The organism is Bradyrhizobium sp. 142, assembly GCF_023074015.1.
Lineage (GTDB): Bacteria > Pseudomonadota > Alphaproteobacteria > Rhizobiales > Xanthobacteraceae > Bradyrhizobium.
The window spans coordinates 51,143-68,522 of record NZ_JADPKQ010000048.1 but is presented as its reverse complement, the minus strand read 5'-3'; the positions used below and the strand labels follow the sequence as shown (position 1 = coordinate 68,522).

Sequence of the window (17,380 nt, the reverse complement as noted above, 5' to 3'; positions counted from 1 at the left end):
CTCTATTTCGTGCCGGCACTCTTCTTGGCCGGAGCTTTGGCTGCGGACGCCTTGGTCGGCGACGTCTTGACTGCGGAAGTCTTGGCCGTCGACGGCACGGCGGCGCGCGCCTTGCTGGTGGATTCTGTTTTCGACTTGGCCGCGGCTTTCTTCGCGGCCGGTTTCTTCGGTTTTGGCGCGGCGCCATCGCCCTTGGCAGCCTTCTTGGCCTTGGCCGGCTTCGCCGCCTTCTTCGCCTTGACCTTGCCGCCGCCCTTGGCCGCGCGCTCGTCGATCAGGGCGATCGCCTGCGGCAGCGTGATTGCGTCCTTCTCGATGTCGCTCGGGATCGTCGCGTTGACGCCGCCCGCGGTAACGTAGGGGCCGTAGCGGCCGCCCTTCACGGTGACGGTCCCGAGCGCCGGGTGGTCGCCGATGGCCTTGCCCGGGTCGGCGCCGAAGCGGCGGCTCGGGCCCTTGGCAACCTTCTCGGCAATCAGCGTCACCGCGCGATTGAGGCCGACGTCGAAGACCTCATCGCCGGCCTCAAGGCTGGCATAGGTCTTCTCGTGCTTCACGAACGGGCCGAAGCGGCCGAGACCGGCCGTGATCGGCTCACCGGATTCCGGATGCTTGCCGATCTCGCGCGGCAGCGACAGCAGCTTGAGCGCGAGCTCGAGGTCCACATCGCCGGCCGAGGTGCCCTTCGGGATGCCGGCGCGCTTCGGCTTCTCGCCTTCGGCATAATCCTTCGGCTCACCGAGCTGGATGTAGGGGCCGAAGCGGCCCGCCTTGACCCAGACGTCGAAGCCGGTATCGGGGTCCTGGCCGAGCGAACGGTCGGCGCTGGCCTCGCCATCGGCGGCGAGCTGGCGGGTGTAGCGGCATTCCGGATAGTTCGAGCAGCCGACGAAGGCGCCGAACTTGCCGGCCTTCAGGTTGAGGCGGCCGTTGCCGCAGCTCGGGCACTGCCGGATGTCGCCGCCATCGGTGCGGGGTGGATAGATGTGCTGTCCGAGCAGGTCGTCGAGCACGTCCAGCACCTGCGCGACGCGCAGGTCCTTGATCTCATCGACGGCGCCGATGAAGCCGATCCAGAAATCCTTCAGCACCTGCTGCCAGGAGATCTCGTTGTTGGAGATGCGGTCGAGCTGCTCTTCCAGATTGGCGGTGAAATCGTATTCGACGTAGCGGCTGAAGAAGCTTTCGAGGAACGCGACCACGACGCGGCCCTTGTCCTCGCCGTGCAGGCGTTTCTTCTCCAGCTTGACGTAGCCGCGGTCCTTCAGGACCTGGAGGATCGAGGCGTAGGTCGAGGGCCGGCCGATGCCGAGCTCTTCCATGCGCTTGACCAGCGAGGCTTCGGAGAAGCGCGGCGGCGGCTCGGTAAAATGCTGGGTGACAGCGAGCGACTGCCGCTTCAGCCCGTCGCCGGCGCCCATTGCGGGCAGGCGGCGGGAGTCCTCGTCCTCCTCGTCATCGCGGCCTTCCTGGTAGAGCGCCAGAAATCCGTCGAACTTGACGACCTGGCCGGTGGCGCGCAGCTCCAGCGTCCGGCCGCCGGCCTTTGCCGTGATGTCGACCGTGGTGCGCTCGAGCTCGGCCGATTCCATCTGGCTGGCGATGGTGCGCTTCCAGATCAGCTCGTAGAGCCTGGCCTGATCGGCATCGAGCTTGCGGCTCATGCTGTCGGGGCGGCGGGACATGTCGGTCGGGCGGATTGCCTCGTGCGCTTCCTGGGCGTTCTTGGCCTTGGCCTGGTACTGGCGCGGCGCGTCCGGGACATAGGCGTTGCCGTAATCCTCGCCGATCACCTTGCGCGCCTGGGTGATCGCGGACGGATCGATCTGCACGCCATCGGTACGCATATAAGTAATGAGTCCGGTGGTCTCGCCGCCGATGTCGATGCCCTCATAAAGCCGCTGCGCGATCCGCATCGTGTGCGCCGGCGCAAAGCCGTATTTGCGGCTGGCTTCCTGCTGCAGCGTCGAGGTGGTGAAGGGGGCCTGCGGATTGCGCCGGGCGGGTTTTGCATCGACCGCGGTCACCGCGTAGGCGGCGGCCTCCAGCGCCTTCTTGAATTCCTCGGCTTCGGCGCCGGTGCCGATGTCGAGACGCTGGATCTTCTTGCCGTCGGCGCCGACCAGGCGCGCCTCGAAGGCGTCGCCGCGCGGGGTGAGCAGGGTCGCGATCAGCGACCAATATTCGCGTGCAACGAACTTTTCGATCTCCAGCTCGCGGTCGCAGACCAGCCGCAGCGCTACCGACTGCACGCGGCCCGCCGAGCGGGCGCCCGGCAGCTTGCGCCACAGCACGGGGGAGAGGGTGAAGCCGACCAGATAGTCCAGCGCGCGGCGCGCCATGTAGGCATCGACCAGCGCGCCGTCGATTTGGCGCGGATGCTTCATGGCGTCCGTGACGGCCTGCTTGGTGATGGCGTTGAACACCACGCGCTCGATCTTGTGGTCCTTTAGCGCGCGCTTCTCTTTCAACACCTCCAGCACGTGCCAGGAGATGGCCTCGCCCTCGCGATCGGGGTCGGTTGCCAGAATCAGGCGGTCGGCGCCCTTCAGGGACTTGGCGATATCGTTCAGCCGGCCGGCCGCTTTGGGGTCGATCTCCCAGATCATCTTGAAATTAGCGTCGGGATCGACAGATCCGTTCTTTGCGGGCAAGTCTCGGACATGGCCGAATGAGGCCAGAACCTCGTAGGACGAGCCCAAATATTTGTTGATCGTCTTGGCTTTCGCCGGCGACTCCACAATGACGATATTCATGTAGTTCCAGTAACTTATGGGGAAATTATGGGCCGAATTCGAGAGGATTCGGGTCGGCCGTTTCGACCCGAACATGGGTGGTGAGACCCTCGCTGTCAAATCGAGGGGTGTTGAAAGGCGCCGGAATGGGAAAAATTTCATATCGAGAAAGTTGCAGAATACCACCTTTGAGTTGCGGTCAATGCCGGCGTAGAGTTCCTGCGGGCATGGATTCGGGTGGGTCTGGTGACTAAGCCAGTGCGGAAACGAGCGCGCGAAACTTCGGGCGGGCAGGGACGCTCGCGTCCCGAGGAACCGGGAGAAGGCGGCGGGGAGGAGGCGGTCACCTTCATCGCCGAGCAGGTCGGGGCGTTGCGCAAGCTCGCCGAGCGCCACAAGCTCGATGTGCTGCATTATCTCCTGGGCATGACCAAGCTGGAGGCCGATGAGCATCTGAGGCTGCGGAGCAAGCGCAAGCTGTCGTGATCCGTCATCCCCGCGCGAGCGCGTAGCGCTCGTCGCTGGAGGCGCGAGTGGCGTGATGCGAAGCATCGCGCCGTGAGCCTCGAAGGATGAATGGCCGCGATGCAGCCGGGCCGTCGCCCTTCGAGGCTCGTCCTACGTTGCAGGACGAGCGCTCAGGATGACGGGGACGGCATCGAGCGCGCTGCAGCCGAACGTCGGCGAGGTGCGGGCCGCGGCTTCAGCGTCGTGTCGGCCTGGGTGAGCAACCGGCCGTCCTCCGCGCGCAGCTCGAGCTTGCGCACCGGGCGGCGCTTGGCGCGGTCGACCAGAATGGTCGCGATCTCCTCGGGTCGGTCGTCAAATTCCTCGCTCCATTGCCGGAGCGCGACCAGGATCGGGAAGGTGCCGCGGCCCTTCGGCGTCAGCACATATTCCTGATAGGCGCTGCCGTCGGAGGCGGGGGCCGTCTCCAGGATGCCGTGGTCGACCAGCGCGCGCAGCCGCACTGTTAGAATGTTCTTCGCCATGCCGAGCTTGCTCTGAAACTCGCCGAACCGGCGCAGGCCGAACAGCGCCTCGCGGATGATCAGGAGCGACCACCAGTCGCCGATCGCCTCCAGCGAGCGCGCGATTGGACAGCCATCGCCCTCGAAGCTCGTTCGTTTCACCATCGTGTCGATCCCCTCGTGTGCCTGCCGGACCTGGCAGATCACGCGCTTGCGTGGTTGCATCATAAAACCATTTGCTCTAGATGGCAATTTAGTTTTATGATGAAACCACTGGAGGCGAGCGTGAGATTGACGAACAAGACGGCATTGATCACTGGCGGCAATAGCGGCATTGGCCTTGCGACGGCAAAGCTGTTCGTGGCGGAAGGCGCAAAGGTGGTGATCACCGGGCGCAACAAAGAGACATTGGAGGCTGCCGCGAAGGAGCTCGGTCCGAACGCCGTCGCAATCGTCGCCGATGCGACCGACATCGCCGCGACCGAAGCTGCGATCAAGCAGGGTGCCGATAAGTTCGGCAAGTTCGATATCGTGTTCGCCAATGGTGGGATCGCCGGCGGCACGCCGCTCGGCTCAGCCACGCTGGAGACCTTCGAGAAGGTCATCAGCACCAACCTGACCGGCGTGTTCTTCACCATTCAGTCGGCGCTGCCTTATCTCAACGACAATTCCTCGATCATTCTCAACGGGTCCGTGATCTCCGTGCTCGGCATTCCCGGCTACTCGGCCTATGGCGCCGCGAAGGCCGGCGTGCGCGCAATGGCGCGGATCATGGCCTCGGAGCTGTCGCCGCGCGGCATCCGCGTCAACGTCGTTGCCCCCGGTGCGATCCGCACGCCGATCTGGGGACCTGCGACCGCGACGCCCGAAGCCGAGAAGGCGTTCGAGAAGCGGATCGCGCTGTCGACGCCGCTCGGGCGCATCGGTGAAACGGATCACGTTGCGAAGACCGTGCTGTTCCTCGCTTCGGACGATTCCGCGCACGTGCAGGGCCAGGAGATCTTCGTCGACGGCGGCGCGGTTGCCTCGCCAGCCGGCGCGCCGATCTATCGCGGTTGATCAATTCAAATGAAAACTAAATCGGTCGGTGTAGCCGGAGCGTTTGCGTCGGCCGGTTCCTTCGTCTTACGGGATGTATTTGCTGAACCTTGCGTGATGCGTTGAACCTTCGCACGCGCTGCCAAGACACTTTTACGGGCAGGGGGCCCATACGGCCCAATTTAAGGAGCCCGTAATGCCAAAGGCAGCTCGCATTCTTTCACCGATTTCAGCACCGCGTATTTACACCGAACAATCCGCCATTCCGGCGAAGCGCTCCGGCACTTCCGAACTCGTGGCAGTGGCGTTGTTCTCCGGCATCGGCCTGTTCGTCTCGCTCATTGCTGTGATCCTGGGCATCCAGGGCGTCTGGTTTTAGCAAAACCGAACACGGGCGCGTCCATCAGCCGCCGTGGGCAATCCAGCGGCGGCTGATGATGTGCGCGTGGCCTCAGGCTGCGTGGAGAGTGGTTGCCGCCTGCAGCGCGCCGGCGAGGGACTTCTCGCGATGGTCCGGCCCGACCTGGATGCCGTCGGCGATGATGAATTCGGGATTCTGGATGCCCATGAAGCCGAACACGCCGCGCAGATAGCTCTCAAGGTGCTCGAGCGATGCGGCGGGCGAGCCCGCGCCGTAATAGCCGCCGCGCGAGATCGCCACGATCACGCGCTTGGCGCCGGCGAGGCCCTGCGGGCCATTCGCGTCATATTTGAAGGTCTTCCCCGCCACCAGGACGCGGTCGATCCAGGCCTTGAGCTGGCTCGGGATGGTGAAATTGTACATGGGCGCGCCGAGCACCACGATGTCGGCGGCAAGGAACTCGTCGAGCACGGCCGCGCTCGCGGCAAGGTCGGGTCCGAGCTCCGCCGGCGCCGGCGCACCTTGCGCGGCGGCAAGGTGGGATCCGGAGAGATGGGCGAGCGGGGTCTGGGTCAGGTCGCGATAGACGATGTCGAGCGCTGGCGTCGCCTGCCGAAGCCGGTCGACGACGGCGGCGGAAACCTGGCGGCTGACGGAGTGGGGGCCGAGCACGCTGGAGTCGATATGGAGGAGTTTCATTTGGGGGATCACCTCTGGTATAGATTTGTAACCCGCACTACATGAGTGACTACCGAAAACCCCGCAAGAACGCACTTTTTTGAGCCATGGGCACATCCCTGAAACCTGCACACATCGATTTGCCTGCCGCGCCGAGGCCGGATCCCAACCATGCCGACTGCCGCGGCGTCGCCTCGATCCTCGCGCGTGTCGGCGACAAATGGAGCGTGTTCGTGATCATGATGCTCGGCGACGGCCCAAAGCGCTTCAATGAGCTCAAGCGTATGATCAACGGTATCTCGCAGCGGATGCTGACATTGACGTTGCGCGGGCTGGAGCGCGATGGCCTCGTCACGCGCACGATCTTTCCGACCATTCCGCCGCGCGTGGACTATGAGCTGACCGATCTCGGTCGCGGGCTCCAGCAGCCGGTGGTGGCGCTCGGGCAATGGGCGGTGGAGCACCAGCAGCAGATCGCCGCGGCGCGAACGCGCTTCGACGAGCGCAACGGCGGTTAAAGTCGAATGGGCTTTGATGGAATGGATGCCAGCCGAGAACTCCGAACACCTCTCCCGACGGGAGACAGGGCTATCGCATATGGGTGCACGATGCGGCGACATCGGCACTGGGCTCCCTCTCCCGCTTGCGGGGGAGGGCTGGGGTGGGGGTGTCTCCGCGTCGGGATTTTTGAGGATTGCGGAGGACATCCCTGCGTGGCGAGAGCCCTCACCCGCCGCGCTCTGCGAGCGCGTCGGCCTCTCCCGCAAGCGGGAGAGGCGGAGCAAGCCCACGGACAATCCTCGTGAATCCATATGCGATAGCCTGCGAAGAGAGAGGTCGGATCGCATCGTAGGATGCGATCCGGGTGAGGGGTTCTGGTCTCACTGAGCGCTGCAGCCCCTCACCCGGATTGCACTGGACGATGCTTCGCATCGCCAGGCGCAATCCGATCTCTCTCCCCGCTGGGGAAAGGTGAACCCGGCCAGCCGAACGAATCTGACTTCATCATCTAGAGCAGCGACACGAGCCCGCCGCCGTGGCGTTCCAGCCGGCCGGCGAGTTCGAGCTCCAGCAGCACCGTGCGCACGATCGCGGGCGAGGCGCCGGACATCCGCACGAGATCATCGATGCCGATCGGCGCCGGGCCGAGCAGGCCGGTGATCTGATCCCGGTCATGTCCTTGCGGATCGCTCTCGAACGGCTCGCTGTCGGGCTCGCCTGCGGTGTGCATCGCCGGCCGCTCCATGATCGGCTGGACCGCGTTGATGATGTCGGCAGCCTCCGTGACGAGTGTCGCGCCCTGCTTGATCAGATCATTGGTGCCGGCGGCGCGCGGATCGAGCGGCGAGCCGGGGACTGCGAACACCTCGCGGCCCTGTTCGGCGGCCATGCGCGCGGTGATCAGCGAGCCCGAGCGGTGCGCCGCCTCCACCACGACCACGCCGAGCGAGGCGCCGGAGATCAGCCGGTTGCGGCGAGGGAAATCGCGGGCACGCGGCTCGTGGCCGAGCGGCATCTCGGAAATGGCCGCGCCGTTCTGGTCGAGGATCGCCGCGAGCAAATCGCCGTGCTCAGGCGGATAGATGCAGTCATGGCCGCCGGCGAGCACGGCGATCGTGCCGCTTGCGACGCTGGCGCGGTGCGCGGCCTGGTCAACGCCGCGGGCGAGGCCCGAGATGACCATAAAACCGGCCTCGCCGAGCTCGCGCGCGAGCAGGCCCGCGAATTTCAGCCCGGCGCCGGAGGCGTTGCGCGAGCCGACGATCGCGATCGTCGGCCGCATCAAGGTTTTTGTATCGCCGCGCACGGCGAGCAGCGGCGGCGCGTCGTCGATCATCGCCAGCCGCGCCGGATAGCCGTCCTCGCCGGGCGCGAGCCAGGCGATGCCGAGCTTGCGGCTCGCGGCGAGTTCGGCCTTGGCCTCGTCGGCGCTAGCGATCCGGCCCGATCGCGCCGCGCCGCCGCGGCGCGCGAGATCCGGCAGCCGCTCCAGCGCCGCGCGCGCGGTGCCGAAATGATCGACCAGCGAACGGAAGGTGCGCGGGCCCACATTGTCGGAGCGGATCAGCCGCAGCCGGTCGACCCGGTCAGCCTCGGTCAGCTCCACACTTGGGTTGATGGCGTCTACGGCGTCTCCTTGCAGGCACAGCATGGAACAACCTGAGGGCGTTGCGCAACAGCTCCGTGCGCTTGCGCGGCTTCGGCGCGATGCTAAAAGCGATGGCAATAAGAAGGGTTTTGTCATGATCTCACTTGCCGACCTGCAGCGCCGCATCGAGAGCGGTGAGCTTTCGCCCGATGCGGCCATCGCCCAATCGCTCGCGGCGATCGAGGCCAAAGAGAAGGACGTCCACGCTTTCGTTCGCCACGACAAGTCGGCGAAGGCGCAAGGCTCCGGTCCGCTGCGCGGCATCGCGGTCGGGATCAAGGACATCGTCGACACCGCCGATTTCCCGACCGAGATGGGCTCGGAGATTTATCGGGACTGGCAGCCGCGCAGTGACGCGCCTGTGGTGATGATGCTGAAGCGGGCAGGTGCCACCATCATCGGCAAGACCACGACCACGGCGTTTGCCTCGCGCGATCCGACACCGACGCTCAATCCGCATAATCTCGGCCATACGCCGGGCGGCTCGTCCTCGGGCTCGGCAGCCGCCGTCGGCGCCGGCATGATCCCGCTGGCGCTGGGCACCCAGACCGGCGGCTCGGTGATCCGGCCCGCCGCCTATTGCGGGGCTGCCGCGATCAAGCCGTCGTTCCGGATGCTGCCGACGGTCGGCGTCAAATGCTATTCGTGGGCGCTCGATACGGTCGGGCTGTTCGGAGCCCGCGCGGAGGATCTCGCGCGCGGATTGCTGGCGATGACCGGTCGCACCGAGTTCTCCGGCATCGTCGCAGCAAAATCGCCGCGCGTCGGCGTGGTCCGGCAGGAGTTCGCCGGCGCCGTCGAGCCTGCGGCTGAGCAAGGGCTGCAAGCCGCAATCAAGGCGGCCGAGCGCGCCGGCGCCAGCGTGCAGATCATCGATCTGCCCGAGGCGGTGCAGGAGGCCTGGCGCATCCACTCGATCGTCCAGGACTTTGAGGCGCATCGCGCGCTGGCCTGGGAATTTTCCGAGCATCACGACGAGATCGCACCGATGCTGCGGGCCAGCCTCGATGCGACGGTCGGCCTGACGCCGAAAGAATATGACGAGGCGCGCCGGATCAGCCGCCGCGGCCGCCGCGAGCTCGGCGAACTGTTCGAGGGTGTCGACGTGCTGCTGACTTATTCGGCGCCTGGCACCGCACCGGCCAAGGAGCTCGCCTCCACCGGCGACCCCCGCTACAACCGGCTGTGGACGCTCATGGGTAACCCTTGCGTCAACGTGCCGGTGCTGAAGGTCGATGGCCTGCCGATCGGCGTGCAGGTGATCGCGCGCTTCGGTAACGATCCGGGTGCACTTGCGGCGGCATGGTTTCTGGAGGAAGCGCTGACGAAATCAGGCTAGCGCCGGTTCGGCAGTGACAGGTGCTGCGCGTTGCGTGTCGATCTGTGCCGTCACGGCAGCTTGCCCGAGCCAGCGTCCGGCGGCCTCGCGGCCGCTCCGGTGTAGCAGGCGGATGAAGCCGCGGCCAAGATCGGCCGAAGAGCGCTGCGCCAGGCCGTCGACCGAATCCTCCGCCGCGATCCTGGACAGCCGCAGCGCCGGTGCCGCGCTGGATTGCGCCCATTCGATCGCCGCGATCTCGGTATTGAGCGCGGCGTTCGCCGCGATCTGGTCGAGACGGCGGTCGATGGCGGCGAGCGTGATCGGCACGTAATTGTCGCGCGCCGGCGTGACCTGGATCAGCAACAAATCGGACGTCGTTGTTTCCTGCGCCAGCCGCAGCAGCGGCGGATTGCCGCCGAAGCCGCCGTCCCAATAGCCCTCGCCGTCGATCTCGACGGCGCAGTGAACCAAAGGCGGGCAGGTCGAAGCCAGCGCGACATCAGCGGAGATGGCCTCGTTGCGAAAGATCTGCTGTCGCCCGTCGCGGATCCGCGTCGCCGCGATCAGCAGCTTTGGGCACTTCGCATCGCAGAGCGCCGCAAAGTTGATGTCGCGCGACAGTGCCTGCCGCAGCGGATCGAGGTCGAACGGATCGAACTGGCCGGAGCGCAGCGTCGGCCCGAATGCGACCGAGCTTCCCGTCGGCGAAAATCCGCCGATCAGCATCAGCGAGCGGAAAGAGGCCTCGTGCATGAGGCGGATCCAGAACCGGCTTAGCCGGGCGCGGGCACCTTCGCGGCCGCCTTCGGCGAAGCCCGACGCGAGCAGAAGCGCATTGATCGCGCCGGCGCTGGCGCCGCTGATGGTGTCGATCTCGATGGTAGGTTCTTCCAGCAAACGCTCCAGCACACCCCAGGTGAAGGCGGCAAAGGTGCCGCCGCCCTGGAGGGCCAGCGACACTTTTTGCGGCGGCCATTGCTCAGAACGGCCTTGGTCGCGCGCAACAGGCACGGGAGTTGTTACGACCAGGGCCGGGGCAGGGCCTTGCGCGACGGGATCTGGCGTCGGCGTTGGCGGCGAGACAGGGGGCGGCTCTGCGGCGGGAGGCGGCGAAGGAGCACCGGACCAGATGTCCGTTGCGAAGAGCAGCCGGCTCGCCGCGGTGCGCGCAGCACCTTGCAAACCATTGTCATGATGCGCGCCGACAATCTTCTCGCTCATTCTGAGCAACCGCGTAAGGCCATCCCATTCGGGGATGACAGGCCTGGAATCCATTCGCCAATACAGCCGTGATTCGGCTCCAAGTTGCGAACGGGATTTGGCACATAATGCGGAAAGGGTGCGGCGGTATACGTACTTTTTTCCGGCTTATGCCCTCTCGCCGATCCGGCTTTCCCTGCCCGATTGCAGCCGCTTGATGTTCTCGCGGTGCGCGTAGAACAGCAACAGCGTCAGCACGGCGGCCAGCGCGGCCAGTGCGAGGTGACCGAACCACCACAGGAACAGCGGCGTGATGAAGGCCGCGACCAGCGCAGAGAGCGAGGAGTAGCGGGTGGTGAAGGCGGTCGCTAACCAGAGCAAGCAGAACACCAGCGCGCCGGGCCAGAACAGGCCGAGCAGGATGCCGATATAGACGGCGACGCCCTTGCCGCCCCTGAATTTAAGCCAGACCGGGAAGAGATGGCCGAGGAAGGCGCCGAGCCCGGCCAGCATCGCGGCATTGGGGCCGGCGATGTAGCCGGCGATCACCACCGCCGCAGTGCCCTTGAGGGCATCGAACAGCAGGGTTGCCGCGGCAAGGCCCTTGCGTCCCGTGCGCAGCACGTTGGTGGCGCCGATACTGCCGGAGCCGATTGAGCGCAGGTCCTGTGTGCCGGCGAGTTTGGTCAGGATCAGCCCGAATGGGATCGAGCCGAGCAGATAGCCGATGACCAACGCCACCGGCAGGAACATTTCAAGCCCCATGGCTGAACCTCCAATGGCCGCATCTCCATGTCGAATTGCGGCGCCGCGCATGATCCTGTCCCGCTGCGCCGTCGCGGCCAAGGGCGAGGTCCGAAACCTTGATCCTCGAGGCATTTCCGTTCCGATTGAATCGGAACGGGGCTCTCGGTTCTTGTTTTGACGCGTTTTCTTTACGCGAACCGGTACCCACTTCGCTCGAAAACGCTCTAGACATGCTCAAAGACCGTCCGTCCGCTGACGATGGTCCGCACCACGCGGCCTGTAAAGCGGGCTTCGTCGAATGGCGTATTTTTGCAGGGCGATTTGAGATCGGCGGGATCTAGAATCCAAGGCGTGTCGGGATCGATCACGATGACATCCGCCGGGCTGCCGACGCGCAGGTTTCCCCCGGGCAGGCCCAGAATCTCGGCCGGCCGGGTCGACATCGCACCGATCAGGGTCTTCAGTTCCAGCTCGCCATTGTGCACCAGCCGCAAGCCCGCCGGCAGCATGGTCTCGAGCCCGACCGCGCCGGGGGCGGCTTCCGCGAACGGCAGGCGCTTGCCCTCCACGTCCTGTGGATTGTGGTCGGACATGATGACGTCGACGAGGCCGGAGGCGACGGCGGCGACCAAGGCGCGGCGGTCGTCCTCCGAGCGCAGCGGGGGCGACAGCTTCAGGAAGGTCCGGTAGGGGCCAATGTCGTTCTCGTTCAGCGCCAGATGGTTGATCGAGACCGAGGCGGTGACGGGAAGCCCAGCATCGCGGGCGCGTTTGAGGATGTCGAGCGAGTCGGTGCAGGACAGCGAGGCGGCGTGATAGCGGCCGCCGGTGAGCGCGACCAAGCGCATGTCGCGCTCCAGCATCACAGCCTCGGCAGCGTTCGGGATGCCCATCAGGCCGAGCCTGGTGGCGAACTCGCCCTCGTTCATGACGCCTTCGGCGACCAGCTTGGGGTCCTCGGTGTGATGCACGATCAGCGCGTCGAAATCGCGCGCATAGGTCAGCGCCCAGCGCATCACCTGTGCGTTGGTGACGCTTCTGTCGCCGTCGCTGAAGGCGACCGCGCCTGCGGCCTTCAACAGACCGAACTCGGTCATCTCCTCGCCGTGCATGCCCTTGGTGAGCGCCGCCATCGGCAAGATGTTGACGATTGCGGTGTCGCGGGCGCGGCGCATCACGAAGTCGACCGTTGCCGAATTGTCGATGACAGGCTCGGTCTCGGGCTGGCAGATGATGGTGGTGACGCCGCCGGTCGCCGCCGCCTGGCTCGCCGAGGCAAATGTCTCGCGATGGCTGAAGCCGGGCTCGCCGACAAAGGCGCGCATGTCGACCAGACCGGGGGCCACGATCTTGCCGGCGCAGTTGACGATGTCGGTGCCTTCCGGGACGCCGGCCGCGCCGATGCCGCGGCGGGTCTCGCGGATGGTACCGTCGGCGATCAGGACGTCGGCGATGCCGTCAAAATCCCGGGAGGGATCGACGACGCGGGCATTGGCAAGCAGGATGGGGCGTCGATCAATCAGCATGGCCATCACGCGTTCGGCAGGTTGCGGGCGAGCGCTTCGAGTACCGCCATGCGCACGGCGACCCCCATCTCCACCTGTTCACGGATCAGGGACTGCGCGCCGTCGGCGACCGCCGTATCGATCTCGACGCCGCGGTTCATGGGACCGGGATGCATCACCAGCGCGTCAGGCTTGGCGTAGGCGAGCTTCTTCTGGTCCAGCCCGAAATAATGGAAATATTCTGATGATGACGGCACGAAGGAGCCATTCATGCGCTCGCGCTGGAGCCGCAGCATCATGACGATGTCGGCGCCTTCCAGCCCTGCGCGCATGTCGCGGGTGACCTCGACACCCATCCGCTCGAGCCCGGGGGGCAGCAGCGTGGAGGGCCCGACGACGCGGACGCGCGCGCCCATGGTGTTGAGCAGGATGATGTTGGAGCGGGCGACGCGCGAATGCAGCACGTCGCCGCAGATCGCGACGACGAGGCCCTCGATGCGGCCCTTGTTGCGGCGGATGGTGAGTGCATCCAGCAGCGCCTGGGTCGGATGCTCGTGCGCGCCGTCGCCGGCATTGATCACGGAACCGTCAACCTTGCGGGCCAGCAGTTCCACCGCGCCGGACGCGTGATGCCTAACCACCAGGATATCCGGGTGCATGGCGTTCAGCGTCACCGCGGTGTCGATCAGCGTCTCGCCCTTTTTCATGGACGAGGAGGACACCGACATGTTCATGACGTCGGCGCCAAGGCGCTTGCCCGCAAGCTCGAACGAGGATTGGGTGCGGGTGGAGGCCTCGAAGAACAGGTTCACCTGCGTCCGTCCACGCAGGACGGTGCGCTTCTTGTCCACCTGGCGGTTGAGCTCGACATATTCTTCGGACAGGTCGAGCAGGCCGGCGATGTCGGCAGCGGAAAGGCCCTCGATGCCCAGCAAATGCCGGTGGCCGAGGACGAAGGTCGATTTCGATGTCATTAAAGCGAGAGCTATAGGCGGGGATGGCCGGGGGGGCAAGGGCCAAAGCCGGGGCGGTGAGTTATCCCCTGATCTGTCGGTGCGGGCTCATCCTCTCCGTCATGCCCGGATAGAAGCGCGAAGCGCGTCTTCGCGCTAGATGTCCCGGGCATCCACGATCTTCTATCGCATTTAGCATAAAAGGACGTGGATGGCCGGGACATAGGCGAGCGGGAGCGAAGCCGTCCTTCGGACGGCTATGCCCGGCCATGACGGTGTGGGGGCTTCCGTTGAAGACAACTCTGACAGCGTTCTTGGTCGCAGCATTTGTTGGCAGTGCCCACGCCCAGTCGCTCCCCGGCGGCTTCGTCTATTTGCGCGACATCGATCCCAGCATCATCCAGGATATCCGCTACGCCACCTCAAACAATTTCGTCGGCCGTCCGCTGAGCGGCTACGGCGCCGGCGAATGCGTGGTGACGCGGGAGGTGGGGATGCGGCTCAGGGCGGTGCAGCAGGAACTGGCGGCGCGGAACCTGTCGCTGAAAATGTTCGACTGCTACCGTCCGGCGCAGGCGTCGCGCGACATGGTCGCGTGGTCGCAGAACGGCCACGAGACCGCCGCCGAGCGGCGCTACAATCCAAAAATTCGTAAGACCGAGCTGTTTCGCCTCGGCTACATCGCGAGCCGCTCGCAGCATTCCACCGGTGCCGCGCTCGACCTGAGCCTGGTCGATCTCAAGGCCGACAATTCCGCCAAATACGATCCGGCGAAAGCCTATGCGGACTGTACGGCGCGGGTCGAGGCGCGGGCGCCGGAAGGCAGCGTCGACATGGGCACGGGCTATGACTGTACCGATGCGAAAGGGCATACCTCGGCACCGTCGATCACGCCGGATCAACGCGCCTGGCGCAGGCGGCTGGTGGCTGCAATGGCCAAGCAAGGCTTTGTGAACTATTCGAAGGAGTGGTGGCATTTTTCCCTGCCCGGAGCAGGTGGGGCGGCCTATGATTTCCCGATCCAGCCGCGGCGGAACTGATTCCGATCCGAGGAAGCAAGATGACGCAGCCCAGCTTCGCAACCCACGAGGTTTTTAACCAATCGCCGCCGTTCGAGGACGTTGACCTGTTCGCTCTGGATCGGCCGCTGGTCGAGGCGGTGAAGGCCAATGGCGGCGCGGCGGCGGAACGGGAGCTGTCCGACTTCGGGAAGCATTGGGGCTCGGCCGCGATGGCCGAGCGCGGTCGTCTGGCGAACGAGAACACGCCGAAGCTGCGGACCTTCGACTCCAAGGGTAACCGCCGCGATCAGGTCGAGTTTCATCCGGCCTATCACGAACTGATGGCGCACAGCGCCCATGCCGGCGTGCACAGTTCGACCTGGAGCGCCGACGGCAAGCCGGCGGGCGATGCCGCCGAGGTCATTCGCGCGACCAAGTTCTACATCGCCGCGCAGGTCGAGACCGGCCATCTCTGCCCGATCACCATGACGCGCGCCTCTGTCGCGGCGCTGGCGATGCAGCCGGACCTGCTCGCGCGCGTGATGCCGGTGCTGTCGACCAGGAGCTACGACCCCAACTTTGCGCCCTGGTGGGACAAGCGCGGCATGACACTCGGCATGGGCATGACCGAGAAGCAGGGCGGCACGGACGTGCGCGCCAACATGACGCGGGCGGTGCGCGATGGGGATGCCTATCGCATCACCGGACACAAATGGTTCATGTCGGCGCCGATGTGCGATGCGTTCCTGGTGCTGGCGCAGGCCGAGCAGGGGCTGACCTGCTTCTTCATGCCGCGCTTCGCGCCGGATGGTTCGGTCAACGCGATCCAGTTCCAGCGGCTGAAGGACAAGCTCGGCAATCGCTCCAATGCTTCATCGGAGGTCGAGTTCGTCGGCGCTTATGCCGAACGGGTCGGCGAGGAAGGCAAGGGCATCCGCACCATCATCCAGATGGTGCAGCTGACGCGGCAGGATTGCGCGATTGCCTCCAGCGGCCTGATGCGTTCGGGGCTTGCGCACGCGCTGCATCACGCTCGTCACCGCAGCGTGTTCCAGAAACATCTTGCCGATCAGCCCTTGATGCAGGCGGTGCTGTCCGACATGGCGCTGCACGTCGAGGCCAGCGTCGCGCTGGTGATGCGGCTCTGCCGCGCCTTCGACCGCACCCCGCACGATGCGGCTGAAGCGGCCTATATGCGGCTGCTGACGCCTGCGATCAAATACTGGACCTGCAAGAGTGCGCCGGCATTCCTGTACGAGGCAATGGAATGCCTCGGCGGCAACGGCTATGTCGAGGACGGCATTTTGGCGCGCCACTTCCGGGAGTCGCCGGTCAACGCGATCTGGGAAGGCTCCGGCAACGTCATGTGCCTCGACGTGCTCCGTGCGCTGGTGCGCGAGCCGGATGCGGCGATGGCGGTGCTGCAATCGCTTGCGACCGAGACGAAGGGCTTGCCCGGAGCGGGCGATGCCGCCGCGTTCATCGGCAAGAGCTTCCGTCGCGTCGACGGCGAGCGCGTCGCGCGGCTAGCGGTCGAGAAACTGGCCCTGCTTGCGGCAGCCGCCGCGCTCAACGGCGTGTCGCCCCGCCATGCCGAACTGTTCGCCGCCACGCGGCTCGCGGCCAACCACGCCGGCATGTATGGCGCGGTGGAGCTGGAGAGCGGTGAGATGCGTGCACTGCTGGAGCGGGCGCTGCCTTGATCGGGGTGTACTCTCACCACTCGTCGTGGCCGGGCTTGACCCGCCCATCCACGTCTTGCCGCGCGGCACGAAGAACGTGGATGCCCGGGACAAGCCCGGGCATGACGGCCTCTCGACAGTTTGCGCGCCTAACGAAAGCCATCTGATGGACACCCTCAATCCCGACCATCCGCCGCTGATCATGACGCCTGCGGACCACACGCCGGGCGTCTGGAAATTCTGGGGCACGGCGCTGTGGGGCCTGCTGATCTTCGCCGCGATGTTCGTCGGCCAGGTCGGCGCCATCCTGCTGCTGGTGGTACTTCGCGGCATTCCGATCAACATGGCCTCGATTCAAATTGTCGGCAGCGAGCCGCAGGCGCTCGCACTATCGGTGATCGCAGGCTTGCCCGCGACGCTGGCGATGGTGTGGCTCGCCATCCGCATCAAGCAGGCATCATTCGCCGACTATCTCGCGCTGTGCTGGCCATCCTGGAAGCAGCTCCTGCTCGGCGCCGTCGGTCTCATCCTGCTCGTGCTGGCCTGGGAGACGGTGTCGCGGAGCCTGGGCCGCGAGGCGACGCCGGGCTTCATGACCGATCTCTTGAAATCGGGCCGCGACAACGGCGCCGCGCTCCTGCTGCTGCTCGCCTTCAGCGTCGCGGCGCCGATGTCGGAAGAAGTCCTCGCCCGCGGCTTCCTCTTTCGCGGCTGGTCGGCAAGCTTCCTGCGCGTGCCTGGCGCGATCGTGCTGTCGTCGCTGGTGTGGACGGCCGTGCACCTGCAGTACGACATGTATTTCCTCGCCGAAGTCTTCACCATTGGCGTCTGGTTCGGCTACATGCGTTATCGGGCCAATTCGCTGTGGCTCACCATCGTGCTGCACGCGCTGAACAACATGACCGCGGTGGTGCTGACGATGTGGTTGGGCGGCTAGGCCAGCTATCATTACAATTGCCGCCCTAACGATCCTCCAATATGTTCAGCAGGAAACTTCACGTACCCTAAATCTGCCATCGCAAGTTCTTGGTGATCAGAA

At 65.6% G+C, this 17,380-nt stretch carries 16 protein-coding genes; 8 read left to right on the top strand and 8 right to left on the bottom strand.

Annotated elements, in window-relative coordinates; translation table 11 throughout:
* Nucleotides 1-2: 2 nt before the first annotated feature.
* On the bottom strand, nucleotides 3-2,756 hold the full coding sequence (gene topA, locus IVA82_RS04990) for a type I DNA topoisomerase (RefSeq protein WP_247387852.1): 2,754 nt from the start codon (nucleotides 2,754-2,756) through the stop codon (nucleotides 3-5).
* Between the two features lie 225 nt (nucleotides 2,757-2,981).
* Here topA and IVA82_RS04985 point away from each other — a divergent pair, with 225 nt between their 5' ends.
* A complete protein-coding gene (locus IVA82_RS04985; protein ID WP_247387853.1) occupies nucleotides 2,982-3,221 on the top strand; it encodes a hypothetical protein in 240 nt (79 codons plus the stop codon).
* Between the two features lie 152 nt (nucleotides 3,222-3,373).
* On the opposite strand, the gene IVA82_RS04980 is transcribed toward IVA82_RS04985, so the two are convergent.
* A complete protein-coding gene (locus IVA82_RS04980; RefSeq protein ID WP_247387936.1) occupies nucleotides 3,374-3,871 on the bottom strand; it encodes a helix-turn-helix domain-containing protein in 498 nt (165 codons plus the stop codon).
* A gap of 120 nt (nucleotides 3,872-3,991) precedes the next feature.
* Between IVA82_RS04980 and IVA82_RS04975 the strand changes: the two genes are divergently transcribed.
* Both IVA82_RS04975 and IVA82_RS04970 read left to right on the top strand, forming a co-directional pair.
* Nucleotides 3,992-4,765 (top strand): SDR family oxidoreductase, encoded by a 774-nt coding sequence (locus tag IVA82_RS04975; protein WP_247387854.1) that lies wholly within the window; start codon nucleotides 3,992-3,994, stop codon nucleotides 4,763-4,765.
* 175 nt (nucleotides 4,766-4,940) lie between these two features.
* On the top strand, nucleotides 4,941-5,123 hold the full coding sequence (locus IVA82_RS04970; protein ID WP_247387856.1) for a hypothetical protein: 183 nt from the start codon (nucleotides 4,941-4,943) through the stop codon (nucleotides 5,121-5,123).
* A 72-nt stretch (nucleotides 5,124-5,195) separates the two neighbouring features.
* Here the strand turns inward: IVA82_RS04970 and IVA82_RS04965 are convergent, their stop codons facing one another.
* Entirely contained in the window at nucleotides 5,196-5,804 is a 609-nt protein-coding gene (locus IVA82_RS04965; RefSeq protein WP_247387858.1) for an FMN-dependent NADH-azoreductase, read from the bottom strand.
* Nucleotides 5,805-5,890: 86 nt separating this feature from the next.
* On the opposite strand from IVA82_RS04965, the gene IVA82_RS04960 reads away from it, so the two are divergent.
* Entirely contained in the window at nucleotides 5,891-6,301 is a 411-nt protein-coding gene (locus IVA82_RS04960; RefSeq protein WP_247387859.1) for a helix-turn-helix domain-containing protein, read from the top strand.
* Nucleotides 6,302-6,792: 491 nt separating this feature from the next.
* On the opposite strand, the gene dprA is transcribed toward IVA82_RS04960, so the two are convergent.
* A complete protein-coding gene (gene dprA / locus IVA82_RS04955) occupies nucleotides 6,793-7,935 on the bottom strand; it encodes a DNA-processing protein DprA (protein WP_247387861.1) in 1,143 nt (380 codons plus the stop codon).
* A 91-nt stretch (nucleotides 7,936-8,026) separates the two neighbouring features.
* On the opposite strand from dprA, the gene IVA82_RS04950 reads away from it, so the two are divergent.
* Nucleotides 8,027-9,271: an amidase gene (locus IVA82_RS04950; protein WP_247387939.1), complete on the top strand. Its 1,245-nt coding sequence runs from the start codon at nucleotides 8,027-8,029 to the stop codon at nucleotides 9,269-9,271.
* Here the strand turns inward: IVA82_RS04950 and IVA82_RS04945 are convergent.
* The 4 genes from IVA82_RS04945 to IVA82_RS04930 all read right to left on the bottom strand — a co-directional run bounded on the left by IVA82_RS04945 (nucleotide 9,263) and on the right by IVA82_RS04930 (nucleotide 13,679).
* Nucleotides 9,263-10,474 carry a patatin-like phospholipase family protein gene (locus tag IVA82_RS04945; protein ID WP_247387862.1) on the bottom strand — a complete coding sequence of 404 codons (1,212 nt, stop codon included), beginning with the start codon at nucleotides 10,472-10,474 and terminating at the stop codon, nucleotides 9,263-9,265. The two genes, IVA82_RS04950 and IVA82_RS04945, sit on opposite strands and share 9 nt — an antisense overlap.
* A 147-nt stretch (nucleotides 10,475-10,621) precedes the next feature.
* Nucleotides 10,622-11,218, bottom strand: coding sequence for a glycerol-3-phosphate 1-O-acyltransferase PlsY (gene plsY / locus IVA82_RS04940; protein ID WP_247387863.1), 597 nt, complete (start codon nucleotides 11,216-11,218; stop codon nucleotides 10,622-10,624).
* A 206-nt stretch (nucleotides 11,219-11,424) separates the two neighbouring features.
* Nucleotides 11,425-12,732 (bottom strand): dihydroorotase, encoded by a 1,308-nt coding sequence (locus tag IVA82_RS04935; RefSeq protein ID WP_247387864.1) that lies wholly within the window; start codon nucleotides 12,730-12,732, stop codon nucleotides 11,425-11,427.
* A complete protein-coding gene (locus IVA82_RS04930; protein WP_247387865.1) occupies nucleotides 12,732-13,679 on the bottom strand; it encodes an aspartate carbamoyltransferase catalytic subunit in 948 nt (315 codons plus the stop codon). The genes IVA82_RS04935 and IVA82_RS04930 overlap by 1 nt, the downstream gene beginning before the upstream one ends.
* 269 nt (nucleotides 13,680-13,948) lie before the next feature.
* Here IVA82_RS04930 and IVA82_RS04925 point away from each other — a divergent pair, with 269 nt between their 5' ends.
* The 3 genes from IVA82_RS04925 (at nucleotide 13,949) to IVA82_RS04915 (ending at nucleotide 17,278) form a co-directional block, all read left to right on the top strand.
* Nucleotides 13,949-14,698, top strand: a complete 750-nt coding sequence (locus IVA82_RS04925; RefSeq protein ID WP_247387866.1) for a M15 family metallopeptidase — start codon at nucleotides 13,949-13,951, stop codon at nucleotides 14,696-14,698.
* Between the two features lie 20 nt (nucleotides 14,699-14,718).
* Entirely contained in the window at nucleotides 14,719-16,362 is a 1,644-nt protein-coding gene (locus IVA82_RS04920) for an acyl-CoA dehydrogenase family protein (RefSeq protein ID WP_247387867.1), read from the top strand.
* Between the two features lie 145 nt (nucleotides 16,363-16,507).
* Nucleotides 16,508-17,278, top strand: coding sequence for a type II CAAX endopeptidase family protein (locus tag IVA82_RS04915; RefSeq protein ID WP_247387868.1), 771 nt, complete (start codon nucleotides 16,508-16,510; stop codon nucleotides 17,276-17,278).
* Nucleotides 17,279-17,380 lie beyond the last annotated feature (102 nt).